Annotated in this window: 23 protein-coding genes; 11 read left to right on the top strand and 12 right to left on the bottom strand. The window is 41.6% G+C overall.

Going from position 1 to position 26003, the window contains the following annotated elements; translation table 11 throughout:
- Positions 1–110 precede the first annotated feature (110 nt).
- On the top strand, positions 111–1247 hold the full coding sequence (locus BMX50_RS16490) for a cysteine desulfurase family protein (protein ID WP_091211628.1): 1137 nt from the start codon (positions 111–113) through the stop codon (positions 1245–1247).
- 274 nt (positions 1248–1521) lie between these two features.
- Here the strand turns inward: BMX50_RS16490 and rpoN are convergent, their stop codons facing one another.
- On the bottom strand, positions 1522–2997 hold the full coding sequence (gene rpoN / locus BMX50_RS16495) for an RNA polymerase factor sigma-54 (RefSeq protein WP_091211629.1): 1476 nt from the start codon (positions 2995–2997) through the stop codon (positions 1522–1524).
- Between the two features lie 176 nt (positions 2998–3173).
- On the opposite strand from rpoN, the gene mscL reads away from it, so the two are divergent.
- Positions 3174–3578, top strand: a complete 405-nt coding sequence (mscL, locus tag BMX50_RS16500; protein WP_091211630.1) for a large-conductance mechanosensitive channel protein MscL — start codon at positions 3174–3176, stop codon at positions 3576–3578.
- 72 nt (positions 3579–3650) lie between these two features.
- Here mscL and BMX50_RS16505 read toward each other — a convergent pair whose 3' ends face one another.
- Entirely contained in the window at positions 3651–4529 is an 879-nt protein-coding gene (locus tag BMX50_RS16505; RefSeq protein WP_091211631.1) for a ChaN family lipoprotein, read from the bottom strand.
- A 375-nt stretch (positions 4530–4904) separates the two neighbouring features.
- On the opposite strand from BMX50_RS16505, the gene BMX50_RS16510 reads away from it, so the two are divergent.
- From BMX50_RS16510 to tsaB, 5 genes are all read left to right on the top strand, one after another.
- On the top strand, positions 4905–5480 hold the full coding sequence (locus BMX50_RS16510) for an ankyrin repeat domain-containing protein (RefSeq protein ID WP_091211632.1): 576 nt from the start codon (positions 4905–4907) through the stop codon (positions 5478–5480).
- Between the two features lie 286 nt (positions 5481–5766).
- Positions 5767–5925: a 50S ribosomal protein L34 gene (gene rpmH, locus BMX50_RS16515; protein ID WP_083878950.1), complete on the top strand. Its 159-nt coding sequence runs from the start codon at positions 5767–5769 to the stop codon at positions 5923–5925.
- Positions 5926–6002: 77 nt separating this feature from the next.
- Entirely contained in the window at positions 6003–6410 is a 408-nt protein-coding gene (locus tag BMX50_RS16520; protein WP_091211633.1) for a ribonuclease P protein component, read from the top strand.
- A 12-nt stretch (positions 6411–6422) separates the two neighbouring features.
- On the top strand, positions 6423–6665 hold the full coding sequence (gene yidD, locus BMX50_RS16525; protein WP_091211634.1) for a membrane protein insertion efficiency factor YidD: 243 nt from the start codon (positions 6423–6425) through the stop codon (positions 6663–6665).
- A gap of 9 nt (positions 6666–6674) precedes the next feature.
- Entirely contained in the window at positions 6675–7367 is a 693-nt protein-coding gene (tsaB, locus tag BMX50_RS16530; protein ID WP_091211635.1) for a tRNA (adenosine(37)-N6)-threonylcarbamoyltransferase complex dimerization subunit type 1 TsaB, read from the top strand.
- On the opposite strand, the gene BMX50_RS16535 is transcribed toward tsaB, so the two are convergent.
- Both BMX50_RS16535 and BMX50_RS16540 read right to left on the bottom strand, forming a co-directional pair.
- Positions 7364–8815, bottom strand: a complete 1452-nt coding sequence (locus BMX50_RS16535; protein ID WP_143065198.1) for a DUF5723 family protein — start codon at positions 8813–8815, stop codon at positions 7364–7366. The two genes, tsaB and BMX50_RS16535, sit on opposite strands and share 4 nt — an antisense overlap.
- Before the next feature lie 131 nt (positions 8816–8946).
- On the bottom strand, positions 8947–10536 hold the full coding sequence (locus BMX50_RS16540; RefSeq protein WP_143065199.1) for a hypothetical protein: 1590 nt from the start codon (positions 10534–10536) through the stop codon (positions 8947–8949).
- Between the two features lie 86 nt (positions 10537–10622).
- Between BMX50_RS16540 and BMX50_RS16545 the strand changes: the two genes are divergently transcribed.
- Both BMX50_RS16545 and priA read left to right on the top strand, forming a co-directional pair.
- Positions 10623–11012, top strand: coding sequence for a DUF423 domain-containing protein (locus BMX50_RS16545; RefSeq protein ID WP_091211638.1), 390 nt, complete (start codon positions 10623–10625; stop codon positions 11010–11012).
- Positions 11013–11018: 6 nt separating this feature from the next.
- Complete coding sequence (gene priA, locus BMX50_RS16550; protein WP_091211639.1) at positions 11019–13508, top strand: replication restart helicase PriA; 2490 nt, start codon at positions 11019–11021, stop codon at positions 13506–13508.
- Between the two features lie 138 nt (positions 13509–13646).
- Here the strand turns inward: priA and BMX50_RS16555 are convergent, their stop codons facing one another.
- The 4 genes from BMX50_RS16555 to argB all read right to left on the bottom strand — a co-directional run bounded on the left by BMX50_RS16555 (position 13647) and on the right by argB (position 19866).
- Positions 13647–16457 (bottom strand): alpha/beta hydrolase family protein, encoded by a 2811-nt coding sequence (locus BMX50_RS16555; RefSeq protein ID WP_091211640.1) that lies wholly within the window; start codon positions 16455–16457, stop codon positions 13647–13649.
- Between the two features lie 175 nt (positions 16458–16632).
- A complete protein-coding gene (locus BMX50_RS16560; protein ID WP_091211641.1) occupies positions 16633–18009 on the bottom strand; it encodes an aspartate kinase in 1377 nt (458 codons plus the stop codon).
- Positions 18010–18205: 196 nt separating this feature from the next.
- A complete protein-coding gene (gene proC / locus BMX50_RS16565) occupies positions 18206–19024 on the bottom strand; it encodes a pyrroline-5-carboxylate reductase (protein WP_091211642.1) in 819 nt (272 codons plus the stop codon).
- Positions 19021–19866 (bottom strand): acetylglutamate kinase, encoded by an 846-nt coding sequence (gene argB, locus BMX50_RS16570; RefSeq protein WP_091211643.1) that lies wholly within the window; start codon positions 19864–19866, stop codon positions 19021–19023. Before argB ends, proC begins: the two co-directional genes overlap by 4 nt.
- Positions 19867–20070: 204 nt before the next feature.
- Between argB and BMX50_RS16575 the strand changes: the two genes are divergently transcribed.
- The gene (locus BMX50_RS16575) at positions 20071–21369 is read left to right on the top strand and encodes an NAD(P)/FAD-dependent oxidoreductase (protein WP_091211644.1); all 1299 of its coding nucleotides are present in this window, start codon (positions 20071–20073) and stop codon (positions 21367–21369) included.
- Positions 21370–21412: 43 nt separating this feature from the next.
- Positions 21413–22660, top strand: coding sequence for a cation:proton antiporter (locus BMX50_RS16580; RefSeq protein WP_091211645.1), 1248 nt, complete (start codon positions 21413–21415; stop codon positions 22658–22660).
- Between the two features lie 144 nt (positions 22661–22804).
- Here BMX50_RS16580 and BMX50_RS16585 read toward each other — a convergent pair whose 3' ends face one another.
- The 4 genes from BMX50_RS16585 to BMX50_RS16600 form a co-directional block, all read right to left on the bottom strand.
- Complete coding sequence (locus tag BMX50_RS16585) at positions 22805–23413, bottom strand: FMN-binding negative transcriptional regulator (protein WP_091211646.1); 609 nt, start codon at positions 23411–23413, stop codon at positions 22805–22807.
- A gap of 9 nt (positions 23414–23422) precedes the next feature.
- Positions 23423–23806 (bottom strand): hypothetical protein, encoded by a 384-nt coding sequence (locus BMX50_RS16590; RefSeq protein ID WP_091211647.1) that lies wholly within the window; start codon positions 23804–23806, stop codon positions 23423–23425.
- A 12-nt stretch (positions 23807–23818) separates the two neighbouring features.
- Positions 23819–24766: an N-acetylornithine carbamoyltransferase gene (locus tag BMX50_RS16595; RefSeq protein ID WP_091211648.1), complete on the bottom strand. Its 948-nt coding sequence runs from the start codon at positions 24764–24766 to the stop codon at positions 23819–23821.
- Positions 24767–24847: 81 nt separating this feature from the next.
- The gene (locus tag BMX50_RS16600; RefSeq protein WP_091211649.1) at positions 24848–25975 is read right to left on the bottom strand and encodes an aspartate aminotransferase family protein; all 1128 of its coding nucleotides are present in this window, start codon (positions 25973–25975) and stop codon (positions 24848–24850) included.
- Positions 25976–26003: the final 28 nt, after the last annotated feature.

A 26003-nucleotide genomic window follows, 5' to 3' on the forward strand; every position in this document is an offset into this window, starting at 1 on the left:
TAAAAAATAACAGGCAACCGGCGGTAAATACCGTTGGTTGCTTGCTTGTATAATAATACCGGGCATGTGTTTTAAAGTTACTGATCCATTAATTTATAAATTTAAAAAGAATGCGCGTTTATTTTGATAATGCCGCCACTACACCCCTTGACCCTGATGTAATGAAGGAGATGTATAAGGTGATGGAAAACCAGTTTGGTAATCCGTCGTCAATACATGCTCACGGCAGGGAAGCCCGTACCTTAATTGAGCGTTCGCGTAAAACCATTGCTGGTTTACTGCATACCTCGCCGGCCGAAATCTTTTTTACATCGAGTGGTACCGAAGCCGATAATACGGCCATCAGGTGTGGTATCATTGATCATAACATTACTCATGCCATCACCAGCCATACCGAGCATCACGCAGTGCTCCATACACTGGAAGCCATGGAGAAATCGGGTTTGATTAAACTGAGTTTTGTAAATATTGATAGCAAGGGTACAATTGATTATGATCACCTGGAAACGTTATTGAAAGAAAACGAACGCAGTTTTGTTTCATTAATGCATGCCAATAACGAAATAGGTACGTTATCAGATATGGAACGCGTGGGCGATCTGTGTGAAACATACAACGCTATTTATCATTGTGATACTGTGCAAACCATGGGGCATTATCAGCATGACCTGAGCAAACTTAAAGCTCATTTCCTGGTTTGCGCCGCTCATAAATTGCATGGTCCTAAAGGAGTTGGTTTCCTGCACATTAACCATAAAATAAAGATAAAACCGTTTATTTATGGCGGAGCCCAGGAGCGCAATATGCGCGGTGGTACCGAAAATATTTACGGTATAGTTGGATTAGCTAAAGCGCTCGAAATGGCTTACAGCGAAATGGAGCAGCATCAAAATCATATCCAGGGCTTAAAATCTTATATGATGGAACAAATGATTGCTAATGTTCCGGGTGTAAGCTTTAACGGTGAAACCGATGCTGACAAAAGTTTATATACGGTATTAAACGTTTCGTTCCCCGAAATGGAAATGAGCGATATGCTGTTATTTAACCTTGATATTGCCGGTATCTCGGCTTCTGGTGGTAGTGCTTGCAGCTCGGGCAGTGATATTGGCTCGCATGTGTTAACTGCCATTGGCGCAAGCTCATCGAGGCCATCTGTTCGTTTCTCGTTTTCAAAGTATAACACTAAAGAAGAAGTTGATTTTGTAGTAGCCAAGGTTCGTGAACTTTGTGCTGTGAATGTTTAAGTTTAAAAAGCACTAAAAATAAAAAGCTTTAAAAACTCAGTTTTTAAAGCTTTTTATTTTTTAATGAAAATCGTCATTGCGAGGAACGAAGCAATCGCGAACTATACAGGGCGGACTTGAATAGCTACTCTGTAAGTCGGGGATTGCTTCGTGCCTCGCAATGACGGTTTAGAAGAAATGTTAAAGCAAAAGCCTTACAAGTTTATCTCGTAAGGCTTTTGCTTTTTAAAAGAATGAGCTTCTAACCTCTAATTACTAACCTCCAATCTCTAACCTACAACTCCTTCCTTAACCTCGCTACCGGGATATTCATTTGCTCGCGGTATTTTGCTACGGTGCGGCGGGCTATGTTATAGCCGGCATCTTTAAGGATCTCGGTCAATTTTTCGTCGGCAAGCGGGTGGCGTTTATCTTCTTTGCCGATATGCTCTTCCAGTATCTTTTTAACCTCTTTGTTGGATACTTCTTCGCCGCTTTCGGTTTGGATGGCTTCGGAGAAGAATGATTTTAACAGGAAGGTGCCAAACTCAGTTTGTACATATTTAGAGTTGGCTACGCGCGATACTGTCGAGATATCCATGCCAATACGGTCGGCGATATCTTTCAGGATCATCGGTTTCAGATTTTTATCATCGCCGGAGAGGAAAAACTCGTACTGATATTGCATTATGGCATTCATGGTTTTAAGCAGCGTTTGTTGACGCTGTTTAATGGCATCAATGAACCACTTGGCCGAATCAAGCTTTTGTTTTACAAACTGAACTGCTTCTTTCAGTTTTTTATCTTTTTGCGATGCCTTATCATAATGCTGAAACATTTCCTGGTAAGAGCGGCTTACCCTAAGCTCCGGTGCGTTTTTTGAGTTAAGGGTAAGTATAAGCGTACCATCGTTATTGGTGATATGGAAATCAGGTATCACCTGCATTTGCTTGGTGTTGATCTCGTTTGAGTCGCCAGGCTTTGGGTTAAGTTTTAGTATTTCATTAACCACGCCACGCAGCTCGGTTGAGTTCATGTTCAGCGATTTTTCAAGCTTATCATAATGTTTACGGGTAAACTCATCCAGATAGTGCTCAACAACCTGTATCGCTTTTTTGATGATTGGATCGTTCACGTCTTTTTTGCGAAGCTGGATCAACAGGCACTCCTGTAAGCTGCGTGCGCCTACGCCCGGAGGATCAAAACCCTGTATCACTTTCAGCATGTCCTCCACTTCATCATCTTCGGCAAGTACGTTTTGCGAAAATGCCAGATCATCGGTAAGTGACATAATAGGGCGGCGCAGATAGCCGTCATCATCAAGGCTACCTATAATTTGCTTGCCAATCATGAAATCTTTATCACTCAGGGGCAGCAAATCTAACTGGGCCTGCAGGCTTTCAAAAAATGAACTTTGTACAGCAATGGGAATTTCTTTGCGCTCATCCTCGTCATCGCCGTTTTGATCATAGCGCGAGCCATAATCATTAAGGTTATCCTCCTGCAGGTAGTCGTCTATATTAAATTCATCCATCTCGCCCTTTTCCTCGTCGCTGTTGAAGTTGTCATCGTCGGGATCACGGTCGGGATATTGTTCTTCGGGTTCGTTCAGGTTGGTAAGGCTCAGATCTTCAAGTGCCGGATTTTCTTCCAGTTCTTCTTTTATCCGGGTATCGAGGGATACAGTAGGTACCTGCAGCAATTTTATAAATTGTATTTGCTGCGGTGAAAGTTTTTGTAAAAGTTTTTGTTGAAGGTTCTGTTTAAGCATATTTAAGATGTAGCCAAAAATACATCAAATTAATATTAACTAAAAATTACTTGAGGTATCTGCTATAAAGTTGTTAAATGTTTTAGGCATGCCAATTGTTTTGCTCGCAACAAAAAAACTATATAAATAGATTGTTTGTGTAATATTATTAACTTTAAGTAACCAAACTTTAATTTATGGCAATAGTAAAAGAGTTTAAAGAATTTGCAATGCGGGGCAACGTGGTTGACCTTGCTGTAGGTGTTATCATCGGCGCTGCGTTCGGCAAAATTGTTACATCGTTAGTAAATGATATCATTATGCCACCAATAGGGATGCTAACCGGTGGTATCGATTTTAAAGACCTTAAATATGTACTTAAGCCCGCGGTTGATAAAACTCCGGAAACGGCTATCAATTACGGTTTGTTTATCAATAACATAATTGATTTTATCATTGTGGCATTCTGTATCTTTTTAATTGTAAAGGGTATCAATTCACTGAAGAAAAACGAAGAAGCCGCTCCCGCAGCACCACCGGAACCAACTAAGGAGGAAGTATTACTTACAGAAATCCGCGATTTGCTGGCTAAAAAAGCCTAATGCAATTTAGTTCATGGATCATAGTTTTTCGCTCTATGTGGCTATGATCCATGAACTATCAACCATGAACTACTAAAAGGTTTTTGGCAATTTAGGATCGGTTAGGATAATATAGTCGGCCATGTCTGCAAATTTACTCCAATCGGGATTGTCAAAGCTGTCATCGGCATAGGTGGCAATATTAAGTATGCGTGCTTTCGGTGCATATCTTTTTAATTGGGCTACAGCGCCCAGTTTCTCCTCGCTGTGAAAGCCGCCGTTTAGTTGTAGAATTTTGAAGCCCGAATGGCTTTTCATAAATTTTGCTATTGACCAACCCATCGTAGCATCCCATAAATTTTGTGACTGATAGATCTGCATGCCTGGCATCGACGCATGGCCTCCCATTATTTTAGCAAATTTATCATAGTAAGCGCCCGTGGCAGTATCAATAGGTAAGGGGGCAAGATAGCCTTTGGCCTGGGTATCCAGCTGCTTTAAAATATCAAGGCCTCCACGCGTAACCATATTAGTGTAACGGGTAGGGGCATTGGCAGCTATTACAGGCAGGTGGTTGCTTTTAGCCAGTTCAACCATTGGTTTGTAATCCTTGTAGTTGGGCCAGGTACGCGCATCGGTAATCAGGTTTTTTTCGCGGATAAGTCCGGCAAGGTATTCATTTAACACAAGTTGGCAGTCGGTTTGAAACATCTCCATTGACAGTGCGATTTTTTGCGGGTATTTTTCAGATAGCTTTTTGAACAAGCTCAATTCAAGGTAATGTGCCGTTGAATCGTTATGCTCTTCGCCAAAAAAAAGAACGTCGGCATTGGCCATGTCATTAATAATATCATTAGGTGAGACTATCTTTTGAGCCGATATGCTGTAAATTTTATAGTGAGTTGCAGGTAACTCCTGGGCAATACCAGCGGCTGACAGGCCTATTAATAATATGGAGAGGATTAATTTCATTTGTTAAATGATAAAAGCAGGTGAATTTACGCGCTGATTTATGCTTTAGAGCTATCTTGTTTAATCTTTTTAATATTGTAGTGTCATTAAAATGTCAGCTAATATTCTTTAAAGATTTATGGCACTAAACTAATAATTAACTCCCTTTTTAACTGTTTGTTTAGTGGCTTAATTGCCGGTAATTTATTCCAGTTCATTTCGTTCATTTTTTCTGGAAATTATGATGTTGTAAATTTAAATGCTAAGAAAATGGCCATTTTTCTGATGTTTTTTTGCGTCCGATTCCAAGGTCTTCAGTTAAAATCGTGGTAATGTTTTTTTCGTTAATTGCGAAGATTTATTAACCGGCTTCGGCCACTAAACAATTGATTATTAATGAAAAAGAAACTTACCCTGTTGTGCCTGATGCTTGCGTGTTCGCTGCCGATCTTCGCTCAAAACATTTTTACAGCAATCCGGGCCAATGATATCCCCGGGGTTAAATTTTTGCTGAACAAGAGTGCTAATGTAAATGTGAAAGATGAAAATGGCGATAGTCCCTTGATCGTTGCAGTTAAAAACAACCAAAGCAGAATGGTGAACCTGGTACTGCAGGCCGATGTTAAAGTAGATTACAAAGATAAAGAGGGCAATACCGCTTTAATGATTGCCGGCAAAAACGGCAATGCCGAAATTATTGGCCAACTACTGCATTATTACCCAAATATCAATCTCCGTAATAGCAATGGCGCTACTGCTTTAATGTTAGCTGTTAATGAAGGCAACGCCGATATAGTAAAGAGCCTGCTTGAACACGGTGCAAGTGTTAAAATAAAGGATAAACAAAATAAAACAGCTGCTGACTATGTTAAGGATGCCGGCAAAGATGAAATGCTATCATTACTGAACAATACTACCCCGGTTACCGCCAGCCTTAAAAATACAGGATCATACGCCATCCCTTTTCAATAATACAAACAGAAGCATTTGTTAATGCGGCACGATCTGTAAAAACAAAAATCCCGGAAGGAAAGTCATTGGATACCTGTTTCGGGATTTTTTATTTAGCCATTTCAGTATAAGGAGCCAAAAACATAGCAGATCAATTAGTTATTCTCAATAAAAAACACCTAATTTGCTGCTATTGAGTAGTTGTATGTATTTTATTATAAATAAGAAAAATAGTATTTGAACTATTGAATAAAATAACTACATTTGCGCTCTTGTTTAAAAAAGACGAATAGAATAAAATATAGCCATGAAAAGAACGTTTCAGCCTTCTCAAAGAAAAAGAAGAAATAAACACGGTTTCCGTGAACGCATGTCAACTGCTAACGGTAGGAGAGTATTAGCAGCCAGAAGAGCTAAAGGCAGAAAAAGATTAACCGTTTCTGACGAAGGCAGGCACAAAGCATAATTGAGGTTGCCCTGCCCTTATTTATAAGGGTTTGGAACCGCTTATCTGCTTTATCCTTCGGTTCAAAAATGGCAACAATGTATACTTTTAAAAAAGAAGAACGGTTATGTAACAAGAGGCTTATTGATAAGCTTTTTCATAACGGTTCTTCTTTTTTATGTTATCCCTTCCGGGTATCCTGGCTTGTTAACCCCGAGCCTCAGCCTTACCCTGCGCAAATTCTTTTTTCTGTTCCCAAGAAGCGTTACAAGCACGCTGTTGATCGTAATTTAGTGAAAAGACTAATGCGGGAGACTTACAGGTTGCATAAGCAACAGTATCTTTATGATATATTGCAGCAAACAGATAAAAACATAATTGTTTCGGTAGGCTATGTGGGTAAGGAAATTGAACCATACCTTTTCATCGAAAAAAAGATGCTGAAGATGCTTACCCAGCTTGGTAACGAATTAGCAGCAGCTTCGGTACAGGTTCCGGCTAATTAACATGACAGGGTTATGGATTTAATTGTCAGGTTTTTAAAAACGATAGTCGGGTGGATCTTCATTATCCTGATTAAGTTTTACCAGTATTTTATATCACCGCTTTCGGCTGCATCATGCCGGTACACACCTACCTGCTCGCAATACGGTGTTGAAGCTATCAAGAAGCATGGCGCTTTCAAAGGTGGCTGGTTAACTATAAAACGTATAGCAAGTTGTAATCCCTGGGGCGGTCACGGGCATGATCCCGTACCTTAAATTTGTAATATGAGCCTGATACTTCAAATAGAAACAGCAACAACATCCTGTTCGGTGGCCCTTGCCCGTGTTGGCGAGGTTTTGGATTTTAAGGAAATAAATGCCCGTAATATTCACGCCGAAGTTATTACACTTTATATAAACGAATTGTTGAATAACACGGGGATAAGTTATAATGACCTTGATGCTATTGCGGTAAGCAGTGGCCCCGGTTCTTATACTGGCTTGCGAATAGGTGTATCTACCGCTAAAGGTTTATGTTTTGCTTTGGATAAACCACTCATAGCTGTTGAAACCCTTGAAGCCATGGCCGATGGCGTTATTAATAATCCTGGCTTTTTCGCGGATGACAAAACGCTGTTATGCCCTATGATTGATGCCCGCCGGATGGAGGTTTACACCGCATTATTTGATACGGCAGGCAATAGGGTACGCGAAACCGCTGCCGATATTATTGATGAAAACAGTTTTGCTGATTATCTGCAACATCACAAGATTATCTTTTTTGGCGATGGTGCCGAAAAGTGTAAAAGTGTACTAAGCAATAATCCTAATGCTGCATTTTCAGACGATTTTACTAATTCGGCAATTTATCTTACCGAAAAGGCCGCCCAAAAATTTGCTGATGGCGTTTTTGAGGATGTGGCTTATTATGAACCTTACTACCTTAAAGATTTTATAGCCGGGAAAAAAGCACTTTAATTATCGGTTTTAAAGATCCTGCCAAACAAACGGCCAAAGAAACCTTTTTCGCCCATTGGGATATAGCTCGAATTCATCGGGTGTTCAATTACCCGCCCGAATTTAAGCGAAAAACCAAGGAAGACATCGGCTCCGGAATAGTTGCCTACATGATTTATTTGATTGGTATTATTTAATGCAGCTAAGGTAAAGCGGCCTGTATTCACCAGGCGTTCGGAACCGATAAAAAATTCGGCGTTGGGCGATTTTACCATGATCTGCGCACCTATATTAAATAATTTATAATCGTCATAAGTTGCTGTTAGGGTAGCTATCAGGTTGTTTTTTTGTACCGAATTAACCAATGCGCCTGTAAAACCCGGATAAAACATTTCTTTTTGAGCCACAACAGTTGGGAAATACCTGAATGTTTTTTCATCATCGAGCCAGTAGCTTTTTGATACACTCAATTCGGCTTTTGCGTTTGTTTTGGTATTAAAGGATGTAACAACCCCATTGCCTCTTACTAAGGCATATACAGCATTGTAAATATTTTCATCACGATGCTCCGATGTAATATCCGTAATATTTGTCGTGTTGTCAAAATCAGTAATGGTTGAGCGCTTGTTCCAGTGGATAAAACCAAGGTCTTTTATATTACCTTGAATAAGGATCCCATCTTCTGTACGGAAAGTAGCACCAAGGGATATGGCAGCTCCAGGATTGCGAAAGGTTGGCAGGAAATCACGGCCATCTAACCTTCCTGGTACGTAGCTTCTGTAGTACCGGCCCTGCATATAAACGTCAGCATTGTCATTATTGGGATCTACCGGATCGCGGTTGATTTGCAGGCTCGACTGCCCTACATCAATTTTATCATACTGAATGCCCGAAAGGTAACTTAGTTTAAAGCCTATTGATAGTTGTTTATTGACCTGTTCGCGGTATGTGTAGCTTAGCTGATCATACATTTGAATCATGTAATGGTCATTAAATATATTATCATAGTTGTTGTAAGCAAAGTTTGAAGGGCCGTCGAGAAAAGCAACAGATTCGTCGGTAGCGAGACCTCTGCTTTCTACCCTCGTTTGTGCAGAAAAGCCCATCTCAACGTTACCGTTAAGGCTGGTAAAAAACTTAAGCATTATAGCATAAGCATTAGCATTAGCATTAAAATGATTTAAAGCGTTTTGGCCAATCCGTAATGATGAAGTATTATAGAAAGCAGGACTTGCAAATGCGCGGCTCTTGAGCGGCCGTTGTATGTGGCCGGTTAAGTATAAATTGGCATCGAAATTAGGGACAAAAAAATTGAATGCTACCGCCCGGCTTGAATCCGGAATGAAGGACCTTTGCGATGGGTTTTCAAAAGAATCATAAAGCGTGCCCGTATTGTATTGCGAAAATTGTTGAGCCGATACAGATAAAGAACAAAAGGTTAAAAAGAGAATAGTAAAGATCTTATTCATATTATAGCTCACATACACTCACTCTGAATTATTGAATAAAAACCCAAAGCAGGCGCCGGTAAAATTTATTACAAATTTCTGTTTGTATTGTTTTACGAAATCGGCGGGGTATGGTTGTGTCAATGCACAATTTATTTTTTTTGCGAGCTTGTGTCGGGTGCGTTTAAACGCATACAGAAATTAGTGTAAAAATTCTTGTCAGATGCAGTGAGCTGAAAAGCTGCACCATAATAGCTTTTCCAACCGGGGGAGTTATTTTCAAATGCATCGTAAAAAGGTTTTTTTAAATCGCGCTTTAATACGGGCAGCATGTTTTTAAAGTTGATAAAGTACGCTACGTTGCTTCTTTCGGCCAGTAAATTGTCAAACTGTGTGTACTGATCTGTTTTGCTAATGAATTTCCGGTTAAAGTAAGTATCGTTATAGCTCTCCAGCTCGGATACTGATGCAGCAAGGATAAGGTAATTATCAATAATCATAAAGTAAGGCTTCCTGAAAACGCTGAAAGCATCACCCAATAAAAAGAAAGGCAGTTTTTCATAATTAAACTGACCAACTTTATCGGTAACCATATTACTGATGTTCATCATCAGCGGAAACAGCCTTGAGCCATCCTTGACGGATATAATGGCAAATTTTTCAAAGTATCGGGTCGTAACTATTGCAAATTCATTACCAAGCAGTTTTTCAAATTCCGGCTTTATAAACAGGCCCGCTTCGGATTTTACTTTGGCTAACAGTTCGTTTTTTTCCTTGCCCACACCTGCTTTATCATGCCATTGCGAAAGATCGGCCTCGAACTTTTTAGGGTCCGAAACAGCAAAACTGATGCTATAGGCAGTAGTGGCCGGGAAAATATCTTTCAAATGATTCTCAACCGGTTGCTGGGTCGAATAGATGTTCAAATAGCTGGTAGCATTATTTTGCTTAGTTGTAAAGCCGTTAAACATCAACGCGTCGCTTTTATAATTCAGGTTTAATGCGGCGTAAGCCGGCAACATCCGGAAACTCTTAAAAAGATCGGTAGTTTTATTAATAAACAACTGATCAAAAAGCGGGTTAAGCTGGTTGTAGTTGATATAAAGGTTTGCCAGCGAATTGGCGTTTTGCTGCTCGGGCAGCGGTACAAAGCCATTTTGGCCTTTATCCTGTTGGTATATGGCGCTATGGTCAACCAAATCTTTTGAAAAGCTGCCCGAAAATATATTGTCGCCTGTTTTTATGATGTAGAAATGTTTGTTTAACGGTTTGACGAAAATATTATACCCCTGACTTGCGGCTATCTGCATCGGTGCTATTTGTAAACTGTTTTTGGCCACGCCGGTTAAATTATTAAACATGGCTGCCGAAAAGGTTTTTGATGCCGAGGTAGTTACAAGCAGGTCTACATCGTCTGTATGAGTTGGATGAATGGAAATAAAAATATTTTGACCGGTAAAAAACTGGCTAAGCTGCGGAGAGGTTATAAGCAACTTGCGTAATGTATCAAGGTCGCTTAATTTATCGTGCCCGGCAAACGCACTAAGGAGCTGATTGCCTGCAAAAATCTCATAAAAGCCTTTTTCGTTAGTAAACTCAAATACGGCAACAGCGTTATCTGGAATAGCATGCATAACCTGTCCGGTACGCACTCCCGGCGGACTCAAATTTTTAAAATATAATACCGTTATAAGCACGGTAGCTATAATTAAAAATATAGTGGTTACTATCATTCGTTTCATAGCAGGGGTGTGCAGCAAATATAGAATTTTACCCCACGGCGTTAAAGTAATACTTTCAATTGGTTAACTTAGCTTTTTATATCTGCATGAACAAACAAATAATTATTACTGCTTCGTTTTTAGGTATGCTTGCCGTTATAACCGGCGCTTTTGGTGCACACGGATTAAAAGCCGTGCTAACGCCTTCGCAGCTTGAGGTTTGGCATACCGCTGTTCAATATAATTTTTATCATGTTTTTGCCTTGCTATTTCTGGCAGCCTTTGCGGGTAAAAGGGACGGAGGGTTGATATCTGCCGCGTATTACCTTTTTACTTTTGGCATCATCCTTTTTTCAGGGTCGTTATACCTGCTTTCCTGCCGTGATTTGCTTGGCTGGAACTGGCTTGTATTTATGGGGCCAATTACACCCATTGGCGGTTTATTGTTCATATTGGGTTGGCTGATGCTTGCCTTAGCCGCTATCCGCAATAAATAATAACACATGTTAGAGTTTGCCGAAATTGAACATACCGACCGTGAAACGCTTTTTGCCGAAGTGATTTTGCCCCTGGCTATTTCAAAAAACTATACTTACCGGATACCTTACGAGCAAAACAATGCTATTGCTATAGGCAAAAGAGTGGTGGTGCAGTTTGGTAAAAGCAAACTGTATACTGCTATTGTTAAGGAGATAGGCAAACTGGCGCCCGAAAAGTATGAGGCCAAATACATCATCGAAATATTGGATGACCGCCCCGTTGTGACCCCACAGCAGCTTGAGTTTTGGCAGTGGCTGGCCGATTACTACATGTGCAATATAGGCGAGGTGATGAATGCTGCGCTACCATCAGCACTAAAACTGGCAAGCGAAACCCGTATTGTGCTTAACCGTGAATACGAGATAGATAAAGCTACACTTCATGATAAGGAGTTTTTAATTGTTGAGGCCCTTGAAATTCAGCCAGAGCTTACTATTAGCGATATTACCAAGCTGTTGGGGCAAAAAACTGTAATGCCGATATTGAAACTGATGTTTGAGAAAAACATCATCAATATATCTGAAGAAGTTAGTGAACGCTACAAGCCACGTAAGCGCACATTCATTACCCTTAACCCGGTTTACAATAATCAGGATAATCTACGGGAGCTATTCCCGATATTGGAAAAACGTGCGCCTAAACAGGCCGATGCCTTGCTGGCTTATATCAAACTGTCCCGTCATTCAAAAAATATCACCAAAAATGAACTTATTGAAGAGAGCGGGGCTGGCGAGTCGAGCATTAAGTCGCTCATTGAAAAGGAGATTTTCTTTTCGGAAGATAGAAGTGTTAGCCGGTTGCATTTTGAAGGAGAGGATGAAGCAGGTGATAACTTTGAATTGAGCGAGCAGCAAACCGGGGTGCTTCAAAGTATCCGCGAGCAGTTTAAAGAAAAAGATGTAGCCCTATTGCATGGCGTAACCTCATCGGGCAAAACACAGTTGTATGTAAGGTTGATAGAAGAGATTGTACGCAATGGTAAACAGGTGCTTTATCTGCTTCCCGAAATTGCCCTTACAACACATATCATCGAACGCCTGAGGACGTATTTTGGTGCCGATATAGGCGTTTACCATTCCCGCTTTAATGATAATGAACGGGTAGAGGTTTGGCAAAAAGTTTTAAGCGGAGAATATAAAATTGTACTTGGTGCACGTTCATCAGTGTTTTTGCCATTTGCTGATCTGGGCCTGATCATTGTTGATGAGGAGCATGAAACCTCATACAAACAATTTGACCCTGCGCCGCGCTACAATGCACGTGATGCGGCCATCTTTTTAGCTAATATGCACCAGGGCAAAGTGCTGCTGGGCTCGGCTACACCATCTTTTGAAAGTTACTATAATGCCCGCATGCATAAATACGGTTTTGCAGAGCTAACAGAACGTTTTGGCGGCGTTGAATTGCCCGATGTGCAGGTGGTAAGCATTGCGCATGAAACCAAACAGAAAACTATCCAGTCGCATTTTACCAGTGTGTTGATGGAGGGTATAAAGCAGGCTCTTGAAAATAAAGAACAGGTAATTTTATTCCAAAACCGCCGTGGATATGCGCCTATCCTCATGTGCAAAGTTTGTGCTTATACACCTAAATGTATCAATTGCGACGTAAGCCTTACTTACCACAAAAGCAGCGGCAAACTGCATTGTCATTACTGCGGGTACAAAGAAGATACACCGTCCATTTGCCCGGCTTGTGGCTCAACCCATTTGGAATATAAAGGTTTCGGTACCGAAAAAATTGAGGACGAGCTGAGCGTTTTACTTCCTGAAGCCCGGATCGCCCGTATGGATTTGGATACCACACGGTCAAGAAATTCCTTGCAGACTATCCTTAACGATCTGGAAGAAAAACGAATTGATATTTTGGTTGGTACCCAGATGGTAGCCAAAGGGCTCGATTTTTCTGATGTGACGCTCATTGGTATTATTAATGCGGATAGCTTGCTGAAATTCCCGGATTACAGGGCTAACGAACGCGGGTACCAACTCCTGTCGCAGGTGAGCGGCAGGGCAGGACGACGGGGTAAGCAAGGCAAGGTAGTTGTGCAAACCTATGATATTTACCACCGGGTATTAAAACAGGTAATTGACAACAATTACGCCGATCTTTATTTTACAGAGATGGAAGAGCGGAGGAGCTTTAAATATCCGCCGTTTTACCGTATCATCAACCTCGATATCAAACATAAAAATCCGGATGTGCTTTATAACCAGGCCGAATATCTCGGCGCCCGTCTCCGGGAGCATTTTGGCGAACGGGTGATAGGCCCGGAACAGCCGCTCATCAGCAGGATCCGTAATTACTATATCAAAAGCATCATGCTTAAATTTGAGAAGGATGGCATCTCCATCGTAAAAGCAAAATCTGTTTTACGGGATGTGATTACTCAATATTATACAACCAAGCTTAGCACCGGCAGTATTGTGCAGCCGGATGTTGATCCGTATTGAAGCGTTTAATCGAAGCTTGTTAAAACCATGTCATTGCGAGCGTAGCGTGGCAACCGCACGGAAGCATAGACACCCTGTATAGCATGCGATTGCTTTGTCGTTCCTCCTCGCAATGACATGTGTAGGGGAGTGATGTAATTACTTTTCCAACTCCAATCCCCAATCTTTTCCTTTATCTACAGCAGGCACACCTTTATCCATCCAAACAGGCATTGGGGCACCCTTTAAAAAGTGATCGAAAAATTGCTGCTCGCGGATAGTAATATCTTTCTTGTTTTGGCGTAGAACAAGGTTGTGGGCTTCGCCATTATATTGCAACAGCCAAACGGGCTTGCCTAAGCGACGTAGTGCCGTAAACATTTCAATGCCCTGATACCATGGCACGGCCCCGTCTGCATCGTTGCTCATGATCATAACTGGCGTTTTTACTTTAGGTAACTGAAATAAAGGTGAATTTTCGATATACAACTCCGGCTTTTCCCAAAGCGTTGCACCAATACGACTTTGCGATTTTTCATACTGAAACTGCCTGTTCAAGCCAGATTCCCACCTGATACCGCCATAGGCCGAAGTCATGTTGGCTACCGGTGCGCCAGCCCAGGCCGCTGCGTACATATTAGTTTGGGTAATAAGATATGCCACCTGGTAACCGCCCCAGCTTTGGCCCTGTATGCCGATATGCGCTGCGTCAACCCAACCGTTTTTCTTTAGTGATTCAACGCCCGAATTAATAAACTCTACGGCCGAAGCGCCCGGATGCCCGGTTTGATAGCTGATATCCGGCGCGAAAACCAGGTAACCATTGCTTACAAAAAATGAAATAGGTAACCGGGATGGTGTGGGGGCAGGGGCAATATAATTATAAAGTCCGTCAGATAGCTTTTCGTAAAAATAAACCACCATTGGGTACTTCTTAGCCGGGTCAAAATCTTCGGGCTTATACAGGATTCCCTTTGATTGATAACCTTTAGGTGTTGTCCACCTTACCAGTTCGGCAGTACCCCAGTTGTATTCGCTTTGCTGTGCGTTAATGCTGCTTAGTTTGATCTCTTTCTTCAAATCAGAAGAAAAGTAGAGATCAGGCGACTGTTTATAGCTTGCTTTGGTATAAATATAAGCATCGACATTTTTAGCTTTCAATAGGTTATCATAGCTCATCGGGGCCATGACGATCTTTTCGGGTTGATCGTTTGCTTCAGGGAATTTTCGGAAATATCCCCATTGTTTGGTTTCCTCATTTTGGGTAAGAAGCCACATCGGTTCTTTTACCGGGATAAATTTCTGCTCCGGGTCAGTTTGATCATACCTGATGATGAACTTGTTTTTACGACCGAGGCCTTTAGTAAAATTGAACGCATCGCCCGTTGCCGGGTCAAAACGCCATATATCATAGCGATCATAAATAAATACGGCCTTGTCGCCAGTTGTCCAGCCTGCTAAACCATATGGCGAAGCATAGCCGGGTACATCGTTTAGTTCATCGCCCATTTTTGTGTCCGTAGCCTTGCTTAGGTTTATTTTTTGCCCCGTTGCAATAGTATAGCAATACCATGCCTGATCTTTCAGATCAAACCAAAGTACATAATTGCCATGCGGTGAGATATAATAACGCCCTATGGAAGCGTTGACAAGCCTGTGGTTGCCACTTTTGGTATCAATTAAAATAGCCTGTTGTTTGGTGCTGCCTTCCCACTGTGCAGCTACGCGGGCACCAGTATCCGTAACCCCTAAAACATAGCGTGCATCCTTGTTTTCGGCAATTAATATCTCGGGAATGGCCTTACTGCCTAACTGAACGGTTTTGGTGTTTGATTCCTCGGGCTTAATGACCGCAAGGTAGCTTCGCTTTAACTCGGTTTGCAGGTTTTTAAGCTGTTGTGGTTGCAAATAATCGTCTTTGTAGTTCCAGATATCCAGTTTGGCAACCTCAAAATCTACCAGGGTAGTATCTGCGGGTTTCGGGATAGGCGCAGTGCCAAAGAAAAGATTGTTGCCACTTTTACTGAAGCTTACTTTGCCATCACCACTTACTGCCCAGTTATTGGGAATTCCGGCCGTGCCTGCTGACGCAATAACATCCGCACTATCTTTTGTTGTATTATAGTAATAAAGTTTAAAAGGTTTTACTAATGCCTTTTCCGGGTTCTTTTCGGCGGTAAATGCAATCTGTCTGCCGGCATCATCAATGCTGATATTATGATAATTGCCCCGGCCGGTACTCAACCGTTTAACTGTGTTTTTCTCAACTTCAAATAAATACAAGCCGGATGTAACCTCTTTTTGTTTGGCTGGAGCCGTTACCGCAAATGCAACCCATTTTCCATTTTTACTTACCTGGTATTCGCTAACATATTTAAAAGCCCGTTGGGTGCCAGTGTTTAGTTTTTTAATAGTTAAATCGGCGCCATCGTGGGTTGGAGGAGCAACTGTTACTGTAATAGCTTTTTTTGAGGTGTCGCTGGTAACGGGCTTTTTAACAGTATCGGCAGCTGCCAGATAAGCAACAACCAGCGCGTTCTCTGCTATTTTAAAAGAACGTATGGCTGCAACTTTGGTTATCGATGATGATCCCAAAGTAATTATGCCTAAGGTGTCTTTTGGAAAATCGGATTGTTTTTTCTTTTCGATTTTGGCCTGCCTTGTTTCCTGGTAAAGCGGCCGGATGAGGCATATGGCGAACTTTGAATCTCCGGTTATTTTTACCGTATCAGCGCGAGGTATTTTTACTAAGGTTGTGTTTTTACTGGTTTTGATAACAAGCTCGGCATCTCCCTGTTGTGGTTTTATTATATAACCTATCCATTTGCCATCATTGCTGATGTGTTGACCTGCTATGCTTTGCCATCCATCAAAAACAGAATGATCTAAGGGTTTTTTAGGGGATTTTTGAGCCGATACATGAAACCCAATAGCCAATAACAGGCAAGCTGATAGTAAAAGTTTACGCATACAGGAAAGATGTCAAAACCTAAATATGCTGAAAACTTACGGCTTAATGAAATAAGTTATGGGAAAGTTACATTGAGGCGAAAGGCGAAAGGCGAAAGGCGAAAGGCGAAAGGCATTATGTTAAATAGGAATATAAAACAACCTTTAACCTTTTACCTTTCGCCTTTAACCTCGATTAGCACATCGCTTTGTTCAATGCACGGATAGCTTCATCGAAATCTTCACGGGCTATCAAAAACTGAATGTTTACCATTCTTAGCGCAAAGCCGCCGCTTCTGATATTGATGCCTTTTTGAGCAAGAGCTGTTGCTGCTTTGGCCAATAAGCCCGGCTGGTCCATATTGGAACCAATCAAACAAACCATAGCCACTTTTTCGACAGTTACTTTTTCATAATTATCTTCCAGCTCACCGATTAGTTTTTTATTGAGGTCTTTTTCCCATATCACGATTGAAATGCTGTTGGCGCTCGTGGCTTTAAAGCTATAGCTGACACCAAACTTGTAAAACAACTGCATGATATGGAAGTCGGTACCTACGTTGCCCACCATTGAGGGATCGTAAATATCGATCATCACTACCTTCTCGGTACCGGTGATTACTTCAACACGTTTTTTATCGCAAATGTACTCACGGGTAATCAGCGTTCCAGGGTGTTCTGGCTGGAACGTATTTTTGATCCTTAAGTCGATATCGTTTATTTCCAAAGGCTTTGATGCCTTGGGATGGATAGCTTCCATGCCTACATCGGCCAGCTGATCGGCAACGTCATAATTGGTGTTACCTACCGGGAAACAGTTTTCAACGCCAACCAACTGAGGATCGGCGGTACAAAGGTGGTACTCCTTATGAATGATAGCCTCCTGGGGTTCTACGGCAACGGCAATTTTGCTGAAGGTAACTTCAGAATATCCACGGTCAAACTCACGCATGATGCCTTCGGTACCTTTGGCGTAGCCGGTAACAATGGTGATTGTTTTTGTAAAATCAATGTGGGCCAGATCTTTTTTAATGCGCTGATCGATAGTTAACGCACGGTGGTCATGAAATCCGCTAAGATCAACCAAAGTAGCGTTAATACCCATATTTTGCAGGATATTGGTAAAGTTAAAAGCCGAATGACTTTCGCCTATCGATGCCAGGATCTCGCGGGCTGCCTGCAAAATGCCTTCTTTCCCTACGTAACCGGATGCCAGGATGTTGGCCAGGTTCTCAAGATAGGTTTGTGCATCCTTAATCCTTGTCTCAATGTATTTATCGGCTTCGGCAACGTTAAGACCAAGGCTTTCATACGTTTTATTGATCTGCTTTAAACGGGTAATCAGTTGCTTTAAAGGAGTATGGAAATCCTTGTAGTTGGCAAGCTTATGATATACGCCAGGTGCACCTGTCTTTTTGTTTTCGAGCAGGAGATTGGTTACCCCCGAAAATGCCGATACTACAAATATGCGGTTGTAAAGTTGGTCCCCGCTGCGTTCAAAAAGGATGATGTTTTTGATCACATCACCCAAAGCGGTCATGGATGTACCGCCAATTTTTTCTACTGTTAACATTTTATACTGAAAAGATCAACAGCCAAATACCATAACTATACCAAAGTGCTGGAGCTATTTATAATTAATTGAATGTAAATAGCTTGTATCTGAACTGCTTTTTTTTAAATAACTCATTTTGATATATACTATCAAAACGATCGAAATATAATGATTAAAAAGCTTTGAGCCGTCTGCCTTAAGCTTTTCGCTTAAATTAACTATCTTTTTTATACAGATCGCCAGCTTTTTCGGCAGATAAACGGATGCCTTTGATCATAGCCGAACTGAAGCCATGGTGCTCCATTTCATTTAAACCGGCAATAGTACAGCCGCTTGGCGAAGTTACTTTATCAATTTCCTGTTCGGGGTGCGATGCCAGTTGTAATAGCAGGTCGGCCGCGCCTTTAGCGGTTTGGGCTGCCATTTTCAATGCGTCGTGGGCATGGAAGCCAATTTCTGTGCCACCTTGTGAGGCAGCGCGGATCGATCTTAAAAAGAAAGCGATACCACAAGCGCAAAGAGCAGTGGCCGAGGTCATCAATTCCTCATTGATTTGTATGGTTACACCAACTGTATCAAAAAGCGATTTAGCCAGGTTAATGTTTTTGTTGGTGCCGTTATCTGTAGCGATACAGGTCATGGAATGACCAATAGCTATGGCAGTATTCGGCATAGCACGAACTATCTGCACGTTAAGATCAAGGTGCTGGCGGATATCGGCACAACTAACGCCGGAGATAACTGAAATCAATAGTTGCTTATCCGGTTTTAACGATGGCTTAATTTCATCTAACAGTTTGTTAAGCTGCTGAGGGAGCACCGCCAGAACAATAATATCGGCTTTACGTACAGCACGCAGGTTGTTATCTGATACAAGATAGCCTTGTTCTGCATATTGAGATAACGCTGCTACGTTGCGGCGTGTTAATGATATTTGTTGTGGCTTACAAATGCCCGATTTAACTAAACCCTTGGCTAATGACAGGCCTATATTACCAGAGCCTAATATTGAAATGTGCTGTTGTGAGTTCATGCGTTTTTAGTTAAACGTGTTCCAAATGGTTTGTTATCCTTCAATTGACCAAGATCATCTGATTTGCCGATAATTACCGCCTTTACACCGCAAGCAATCGCGGTAAAAGCGTTATCGAGTTTAGGCAGCATTCCGCTATGTATTATCTTTTCCACTTTCAGTTCGTCGTAATGCTGCGGGTCAATTTCCCTTATCAGCGATTCTTCGTCATTAATATCTTTTAACACACCTTTTTTCTCAAAACAGTATATCAGTGTGGTGTCATACAATCCGGATAAAGCTACAGCCAGGGCCGAAGCGATGGTATCAGCATTGGTATTTAGCAACTGCCCTTCGCCATCATGCGTAATGGCGCAAAAAACAGGGGTAAAGCCGGCTTCCAGTAAGCGGCTTATATTTTCGGGGTTTATGGAGTCTTTAACAATATCACCCACAAAGCCGTAATCAATAGTTTTTACCGGTCGTTTAACTGCTTTAATAAAATTGCCGTCGGCGCCGGTTAAGCCTATGGCGTTGTTGCCAAAGCGCTGCAGTTGTGCTACAATATTTTTATTGATAAGGCCACCATAAACCATGGTAACAACTCTTAACGTTTCAATATCGGTGATACGCCTGCCATCAACCATTTTTGATTCGATGCCTAAGTCTTCGGCCATTTGCGTAGCCACTTTTCCTCCTCCATGTACCAGGATCTTTAAGCCTTCAAGCGCTTCAAAGTCCTTTAAAAAATGATATAGGTTTTCTGAGTTATCAATAACGTTTCCACCTATTTTGATTATATAAAGACCCTTATTTGAGGTTAATTTCCCCGTTTTGATATGATCTGTATCAATTTTGTTCATTCCTGCTGTTAATATAACTCTTTTAGTGTCAAATTTCCACTTTTTTGAGCGGAAAACTGTTAAAATTACGAAAATATAGTGTGTTTTTTCAAAAATTGATTTAAAAATGAATAATTGAATTTGCGATTTAAGTTTACAATTTGATTATGAAAGAATTAGTAATATTGGAAAACTTTAAGGCATCATCCTTGCTTATACCTATCTATGGAGCAAAAAAAGAATACCAGGCCGCGGGTGGCAATTATTGGGGGAGGATTTGGGGGCATACAATTAGCTAAGAAATTAAAAGATGCGCCGGTTGATGTGCTGATGATCGATAAGCATAACTATCACACTTTTCAACCCTTATTATACCAGGTTGCGGGAGGCTCCATAGCTGCCGATTCAATAGGCTTTCCGTTGCGGCGGATCTTTACACGACAAAAGAATTTCCGCTTCGCGTTAGCCGAGGTAAAAAAGATCAATGCTGAAAGCAATACGCTTGATACCGATATCGGCACTATCCATTACGATTACCTGGCAATTGCTACCGGCTCTAATACAAACTTTTTTGGGAACAAGGAGATAGAGCATTTTGCCATGCCGATGAAAAATATTCCGGAAGCCTTAAACTTAAGGAGCCTGATCCTGCAAAACCTGGAGATGTCACTTATATCTAAAGACCCGGAAGAAAAAGCCGCACTAATGACCTTTGTGGTTGTAGGCGGTGGCCCAACAGGTGTGGAGCTGTCCGGAGCCCTTGCCGAAATGCGTGAGCTGATATTAATGAAAGATTATCATGGCTTGCGTAAGCATAGTATGAAAGTTTACCTGGTTGAAGGTAAGGCCGAGTTACTTGCCGCTTTTTCGCCCAAAGCCCGCGCAAAGGCAAAAAAGTTTCTGGAAGATATGAATGTTACCATTTACAACAGTGTACACGTAGAAAGCTATAATGGCTATTTGCTTAAAATAGATAATGGCACAACCATACTCACCCGCAACGTACTTTGGGCAGCAGGCGTAAAAGGAGAGTTTCCTGAAGGTATTTCTGCCGATAATATAGCCCGAGGCAACCGGATCCTGGTTGATGAATTTAACAAGGTAAAGGGCTACGAAAATATTTACGCCATAGGTGATGTTGCCGCCATGATCACCGACGAATATCCAAACGGGCATCCTGGTGTAGCTCCGGTAGCTATTCAGCAGGGGCAAAACCTTGGCGAAAACGTTTACCGCATGTTTGATCGTAAGCCACTTGTCCCTTTCAAATATCGGGATAAAGGTTCACTGGCAACTATAGGACGCAATAAAGCTGTAGCTGATTTAGGGAAAATTCATTTCCAGGGCTTTTTTGCCTGGTTGGTATGGGGATTTGTACACATCATGTCGTTAGCAGGTTTTACCAATAAAGGCATCATATTTTTTAGCTGGGCCATCAACTATTTTACTAAAAACAGCGATAACCGACTGATTGTGCGTTATTTTGATACCGAAACCCGGATGACCGATCCCGAATCGAGATAAAAACAAAACAATAGACCATTTAAATCCTTACTTGTAAGTATTTATGGACCTGTTTGTTGTAATTGCTTTATTGGTTATTGTCAGCGCGGTTTTCTCATACCTCAACGCGCGTTTTATTAAGTTGCCGGGCACAATTGGTATTGTACTGCTGGCAACAATAGCATCTATAACGATACTTATAGTTGATAAAGTTGACTCTTCGATAGCTGATTATCTCGGTACTCTTGCTAAAAATATTAATTTTTCAAAAGCTGTATTGAATATCCTGCTTGGCTTCCTGCTTTTTTCCAGCTCATTTAATCTGGATGGCCGAAAGCTGAAGAAGGAGATGCGCCCGGTATTTGTGCTGAGCACTTTGGGGGTTATAATTTCTACCGCAGTGTTCGGTTTGTTATTTTTTTATGTTGCCCCGGTTTTTCATATTCATATGCCACTGATTTATTGCCTGCTGTTTGGCGCATTAATTTCTCCCACAGATCCGGTGGCGGTTTCAGCTATTATCCGTAATTCAAAATTACCAGCAAATCTTGAAACTATTATCTCGGGCGAATCGCTGTTTAATGATGGTATAGGGTTGATCCTTTTTGTGATCATTTTGGAAATTGCGCGGGTAGGTGAGGAAAAGATTGAATTGGCAAAGGTAATTGTACTCATAGTAAAGGAAATAATTGGGGGGATGATAGCGGGTGCTGTTTTAGGTTATGTTGCGCATCGTTTAATGCATGCTGTTAAAGATTTTCAAACGATTGTGCTGATCTCGCTGGCCTTGGTGATGGGCTTGTCGGTATTGGCCGTGTTACTTGGGTTTTCACTCCCCTTATCAGTTGTTATAGCCGGGCTGTTTGCCGGAGGTCAATCCATCAACCAGGATAATAAAGAAAAATCCCACGAGGCGCTGGAGAAATTCTGGAAATTAGTTGATGAGATCCTGAATACTATTTTATTCGTGATGATAGGTCTGCAGTTGGTTAACCTACCCTTTGTAAATAATTACTGGGTTACGGGAAGTATTTCTATTGTTACCGTTTTAATGGCCCGGTGGTTGAGTATCATGCTGCCACTCACATTTTTACGACGTACGCTTAAGGTAAACTATAGCAATATCAATATCATGACCTGGGCGGGTTTGCGCGGGGGGATTTCAATAGCTCTGGCCTTGTCGCTTCCCAATACGCCTTACCGGCATCTGATCCTGTCGGGAAGTTATTTTATTGTGATATTTTCGGTGATTGTACAGGGGCTAACTTTAAACAGAATGATCAATAGTGCTTCCAAAAAGATAGAAGAATAAAATATTCTATTAATTCTGCCGCGGGTTTAGCGATAGCGTAACCCGTGGTAAACAATCTTTGAAGTTTTCAACTTCATCAGTTAAGTTGGAAACTTAACTGATATGCCCCATGGGTTACGCTATCGCTAAACCCGCAGTAGTTAATTATTTAAGGCGTGACATGTATTTGCCAATTTCAGTCTCAACCGTATCCGCGCTCTTACTCAAAGCTTCAATAATGTTTTCCCGTTCCACAGCTGTACGATTTTGACTAAGTTTCTGCTTGCCCTGCAAATCATCAACAATGATCTCAAATGCTACGATGCCTTTCATCATTCGTTGCTTATATTCATCAGGCAGGTTATTCCATTGGGTAAGATAATCCGCCTCATAATTACTGATCATTTGGGTTAGCAGATCGGCAGTTTGTTCGCCTTCGGATAATATCGTGGCTTTACCGTAGGCATGTACTGCGATATAATTCCAGGTAGGTACGTTGGTTTCCTTTTCGTAATGTTTAGGGGAGATATAAGCGTGGGGCTCAGTAAATATCACCAATGTTTCTTTTCCAATAATTTCAGCAGCCTGAGGATTTGCCTTAGCGAAATGTGATGACAATACAATTTTATCATCGCGTTTACTCACCAAAAAGGGGATGTGCGTAGCAAAAGGAACATTATCAGTAGCGGTAACTATAGTAGCAAAACTATAGCGCTGCATAAAGCTAATTGCTTCCTGTTCATCGCTTAACTGAAAGTGTTTAGGTGTGTACATTGGAGGGATTTAGTTAGTGCCTGTTTTAAAGTATGCCTTGAAATGATGGGGAAATTCCTCTTCGTAAAATGGATAGGGGATCCCTTCAACTGTAATTAAATACTCGTCATCGTCCATTCCTGATATGGTAGCAGCCAATCCTTTGATCTCGAGGCCACTTACATCAAAAACATGTAAGTCAGGAACTTCATTGGTGGCGATGAGCTTAAGTACGTTATCTTCCTGGAAGCCGATATCGTTATTTACGCAATAGTCTCTGAAAAAAGAATAATCAAAGATATCGGCTATAAACGATATCTTACCGAGTACAACACCCATTGGCGGATCTGCATTTTCAAATCCGGTTGTCCCAATTTTAGTGTTGCCAAGTAAGATATCGTATATTTTATCCATTGCCGGTTATAGCTACAAACTCTCCAGCATCTGTTTCAGCACAGCCTGGGCAGCCCAAACACGATTGCCAGCCTCGTGTACCACGATTGAGCTTGGTCCGTCTAATATTTCGTCAGATAGCTCCAGGTTACGGCGTACAGGTAAGCAGTGCATTACTTTGGCGTTGTTTGTTTGTTCCAGCTTTTTATTGGTAAGCATCCACTCTTCATGTTTGCCTAATATATTGCCATAAGGCTCATAAGCCGACCAGTTTTTTACGTAGATAAAATCTGCACCGGCCAAAGCCTCGTCCTGGTTGTAAGTGATGTTTGCACCCCGTGTAAAATCAGTACAAAGCTCATAACCTTTAGGTTGTACAATGGTAAAGTCAACATCTGCTTTGCACATCCATTCGGAGAATGAGTTTGGAACAGCTTGCGGTAAAGGTTTGATATGCGGTGCCCATGTTAATACCACTTTTGGGCGAGCTGTTTTCTTTAGTTCTTCGATGGTGATTAAATCTGCCAGGCTTTGCAGCGGGTGACGGGTAGCTGATTCCAGGCTCACAACTGGCACTTTGCAAAACTCAACAAATTTATTGAAAATCATCTCGCTATAATCTTCCTCACGGTTCCTTAAGCCAGGGAAAGAACGTACACCAATAATGTCAGCATATTGCCCCATAACACCTGCTGCCTCGCGGATATGCTCAACGGTGGTACCATCCATGATCACGCCATCGCGAAGTTCAAGCGCCCAGCCTTCTTTATCGATATTGAGCACCATAACGTTCATGCCCAGATTGATAGCTGCTTTTTGCGTACTCATGCGGGTACGTAAACTTGGGTTTAAAAACACTAAGGCAAGCGTTTTATTTTTACCAAGTTGCTGGTGTGCAAAGGGATCCTGCTTAAGCGCCAATGCCTCTTTTACAAGTGCGTTAACATCAGCTACGTCATTAACAGAAGAGAATAGTTTCATGAACTTTACAATTATTGGGTGAGTTGTTCTGCTATTTATTTTTAAGTCTCCCCCTTCAGGGGGAGATTTAGAGGGGGCGGATTATTGATTTAAAACATTTACAAAAGCTTCCAGGAACCTATCAGCATGGGCCTTAGTTAAATTTAAAGCTGGTAATAACCTGATCACATTTGGCTTAGCTTCACCAGTAAATATGTGGTGCTTGTTCAGCAATTCTTTACGGGCATGCGCCAATTCTTCAGGCAACTCAATACCGATCATCAAACCACGACCACGAACTTCTTTAACCTGCTCCAGCTTGTTAAGTTCTTTTATCAGGTAACCGCCAACTTCGGCAGCGTTTTGCAATAGGTTATCCTGCTCAATGGTTTCAAGTACAGCTAAACCTGCTGCGCAAGCTAAGTGGTTACCACCAAAAGTGGTACCTAACATGCCGTAAGCGGGTTGTATTTTAGGCGATATAATGATGCCTCCAACAGGGAAACCATTACCCATACCTTTGGCCATGCTGTAAATATCAGCATCCACACCAGCAAAGTCATGTGAAAAGAATTTACCTGTACGACCGTAACCGCACTGTACCGAATCGGCAATGAAAACGGCATTGTACTGGTCGCACAACGAGCGGATTTTTTGCAGGAAGCCCTCAGGTGCTACCTGGATACCACCAACACCCTGAATACCTTCAATAATTACCGAAGATATTTCGTTGTTTTGGAACGCTTCTTCCAGCGCGGCCTCGTCAGCCCAAGGCAAAAAGATCACATTATCGGTTTCATTGATCGGGGCAACGATTTTTGGATTATCAGTAACTGCAACCGCCAATGAAGTACGACCGTGGAATGATTTGCTGAAAGCAATTACTTTCTTTTTTCCATTATAAAAAGAAGCCAGTTTTAAAGCATTTTCATTGGCCTCGGCACCAGAGTTGCACAAGAATAACTGGTAATCTTCCTTACCCGAAACTTTGCCAAGCTTTTGAGCCAGTTCTTTTTGAATAGGGATCTCGATAGAGTTAGAATAAAAGCCAAGCTTATGTAGCTGGTCTTCTAATCTTTTTACATAGTGCGGGTGCGTGTGACCAATTGAGATCACAGCGTGACCGCCGTACATGTCAAGATATTCAGTATCGTGATTATCGTACACTAAACTTCCTTGGCCTCTTACTATGTTGATGGGATTTATAGGATATACGTCGAATAGATTCATTGCTTAAATGGGATAAAATTAGTACTTA

This window comes from Mucilaginibacter gossypiicola (genome assembly GCF_900110105.1).
In the GTDB taxonomy this organism is placed as follows: Bacteria; Bacteroidota; Bacteroidia; order Sphingobacteriales; family Sphingobacteriaceae; genus Mucilaginibacter; species Mucilaginibacter gossypiicola.

What these genes read in the sequence shown, in the direction of transcription:
- BMX50_RS16490 (WP_091211628.1), top strand. Translation starts at nt 111, where the DNA reads ATGCGCGTTTATTTTGATAATGCCGCCACTACACCCCTTGACCCTGAT.
- rpoN (WP_091211629.1), bottom strand. Translation starts at nt 2,997, where the DNA reads ATGCTTAAACAGAACCTTCAACAAAAACTTTTACAAAAACTTTCACCG.
- mscL (WP_091211630.1), top strand. Translation starts at nt 3,174, where the DNA reads ATGGCAATAGTAAAAGAGTTTAAAGAATTTGCAATGCGGGGCAACGTG.
- BMX50_RS16505 (WP_091211631.1), bottom strand. Translation starts at nt 4,529, where the DNA reads ATGAAATTAATCCTCTCCATATTATTAATAGGCCTGTCAGCCGCTGGT.
- BMX50_RS16510 (WP_091211632.1), top strand. Translation starts at nt 4,905, where the DNA reads ATGAAAAAGAAACTTACCCTGTTGTGCCTGATGCTTGCGTGTTCGCTG.
- rpmH (WP_083878950.1), top strand. Translation starts at nt 5,767, where the DNA reads ATGAAAAGAACGTTTCAGCCTTCTCAAAGAAAAAGAAGAAATAAACAC.
- BMX50_RS16520 (WP_091211633.1), top strand. Translation starts at nt 6,003, where the DNA reads ATGTATACTTTTAAAAAAGAAGAACGGTTATGTAACAAGAGGCTTATT.
- yidD (WP_091211634.1), top strand. Translation starts at nt 6,423, where the DNA reads ATGGATTTAATTGTCAGGTTTTTAAAAACGATAGTCGGGTGGATCTTC.
- tsaB (WP_091211635.1), top strand. Translation starts at nt 6,675, where the DNA reads ATGAGCCTGATACTTCAAATAGAAACAGCAACAACATCCTGTTCGGTG.
- BMX50_RS16535 (WP_143065198.1), bottom strand. Translation starts at nt 8,815, where the DNA reads ATGAATAAGATCTTTACTATTCTCTTTTTAACCTTTTGTTCTTTATCT.
- BMX50_RS16540 (WP_143065199.1), bottom strand. Translation starts at nt 10,536, where the DNA reads ATGAAACGAATGATAGTAACCACTATATTTTTAATTATAGCTACCGTG.
- BMX50_RS16545 (WP_091211638.1), top strand. Translation starts at nt 10,623, where the DNA reads ATGAACAAACAAATAATTATTACTGCTTCGTTTTTAGGTATGCTTGCC.
- priA (WP_091211639.1), top strand. Translation starts at nt 11,019, where the DNA reads ATGTTAGAGTTTGCCGAAATTGAACATACCGACCGTGAAACGCTTTTT.
- BMX50_RS16555 (WP_091211640.1), bottom strand. Translation starts at nt 16,457, where the DNA reads ATGCGTAAACTTTTACTATCAGCTTGCCTGTTATTGGCTATTGGGTTT.
- BMX50_RS16560 (WP_091211641.1), bottom strand. Translation starts at nt 18,009, where the DNA reads ATGTTAACAGTAGAAAAAATTGGCGGTACATCCATGACCGCTTTGGGT.
- proC (WP_091211642.1), bottom strand. Translation starts at nt 19,024, where the DNA reads ATGAACTCACAACAGCACATTTCAATATTAGGCTCTGGTAATATAGGC.
- argB (WP_091211643.1), bottom strand. Translation starts at nt 19,866, where the DNA reads ATGAACAAAATTGATACAGATCATATCAAAACGGGGAAATTAACCTCA.
- BMX50_RS16575 (WP_091211644.1), top strand. Translation starts at nt 20,071, where the DNA reads ATGGAGCAAAAAAAGAATACCAGGCCGCGGGTGGCAATTATTGGGGGA.
- BMX50_RS16580 (WP_091211645.1), top strand. Translation starts at nt 21,413, where the DNA reads ATGGACCTGTTTGTTGTAATTGCTTTATTGGTTATTGTCAGCGCGGTT.
- BMX50_RS16585 (WP_091211646.1), bottom strand. Translation starts at nt 23,413, where the DNA reads ATGTACACACCTAAACACTTTCAGTTAAGCGATGAACAGGAAGCAATT.
- BMX50_RS16590 (WP_091211647.1), bottom strand. Translation starts at nt 23,806, where the DNA reads ATGGATAAAATATACGATATCTTACTTGGCAACACTAAAATTGGGACA.
- BMX50_RS16595 (WP_091211648.1), bottom strand. Translation starts at nt 24,766, where the DNA reads ATGAAACTATTCTCTTCTGTTAATGACGTAGCTGATGTTAACGCACTT.
- BMX50_RS16600 (WP_091211649.1), bottom strand. Translation starts at nt 25,975, where the DNA reads ATGAATCTATTCGACGTATATCCTATAAATCCCATCAACATAGTAAGA.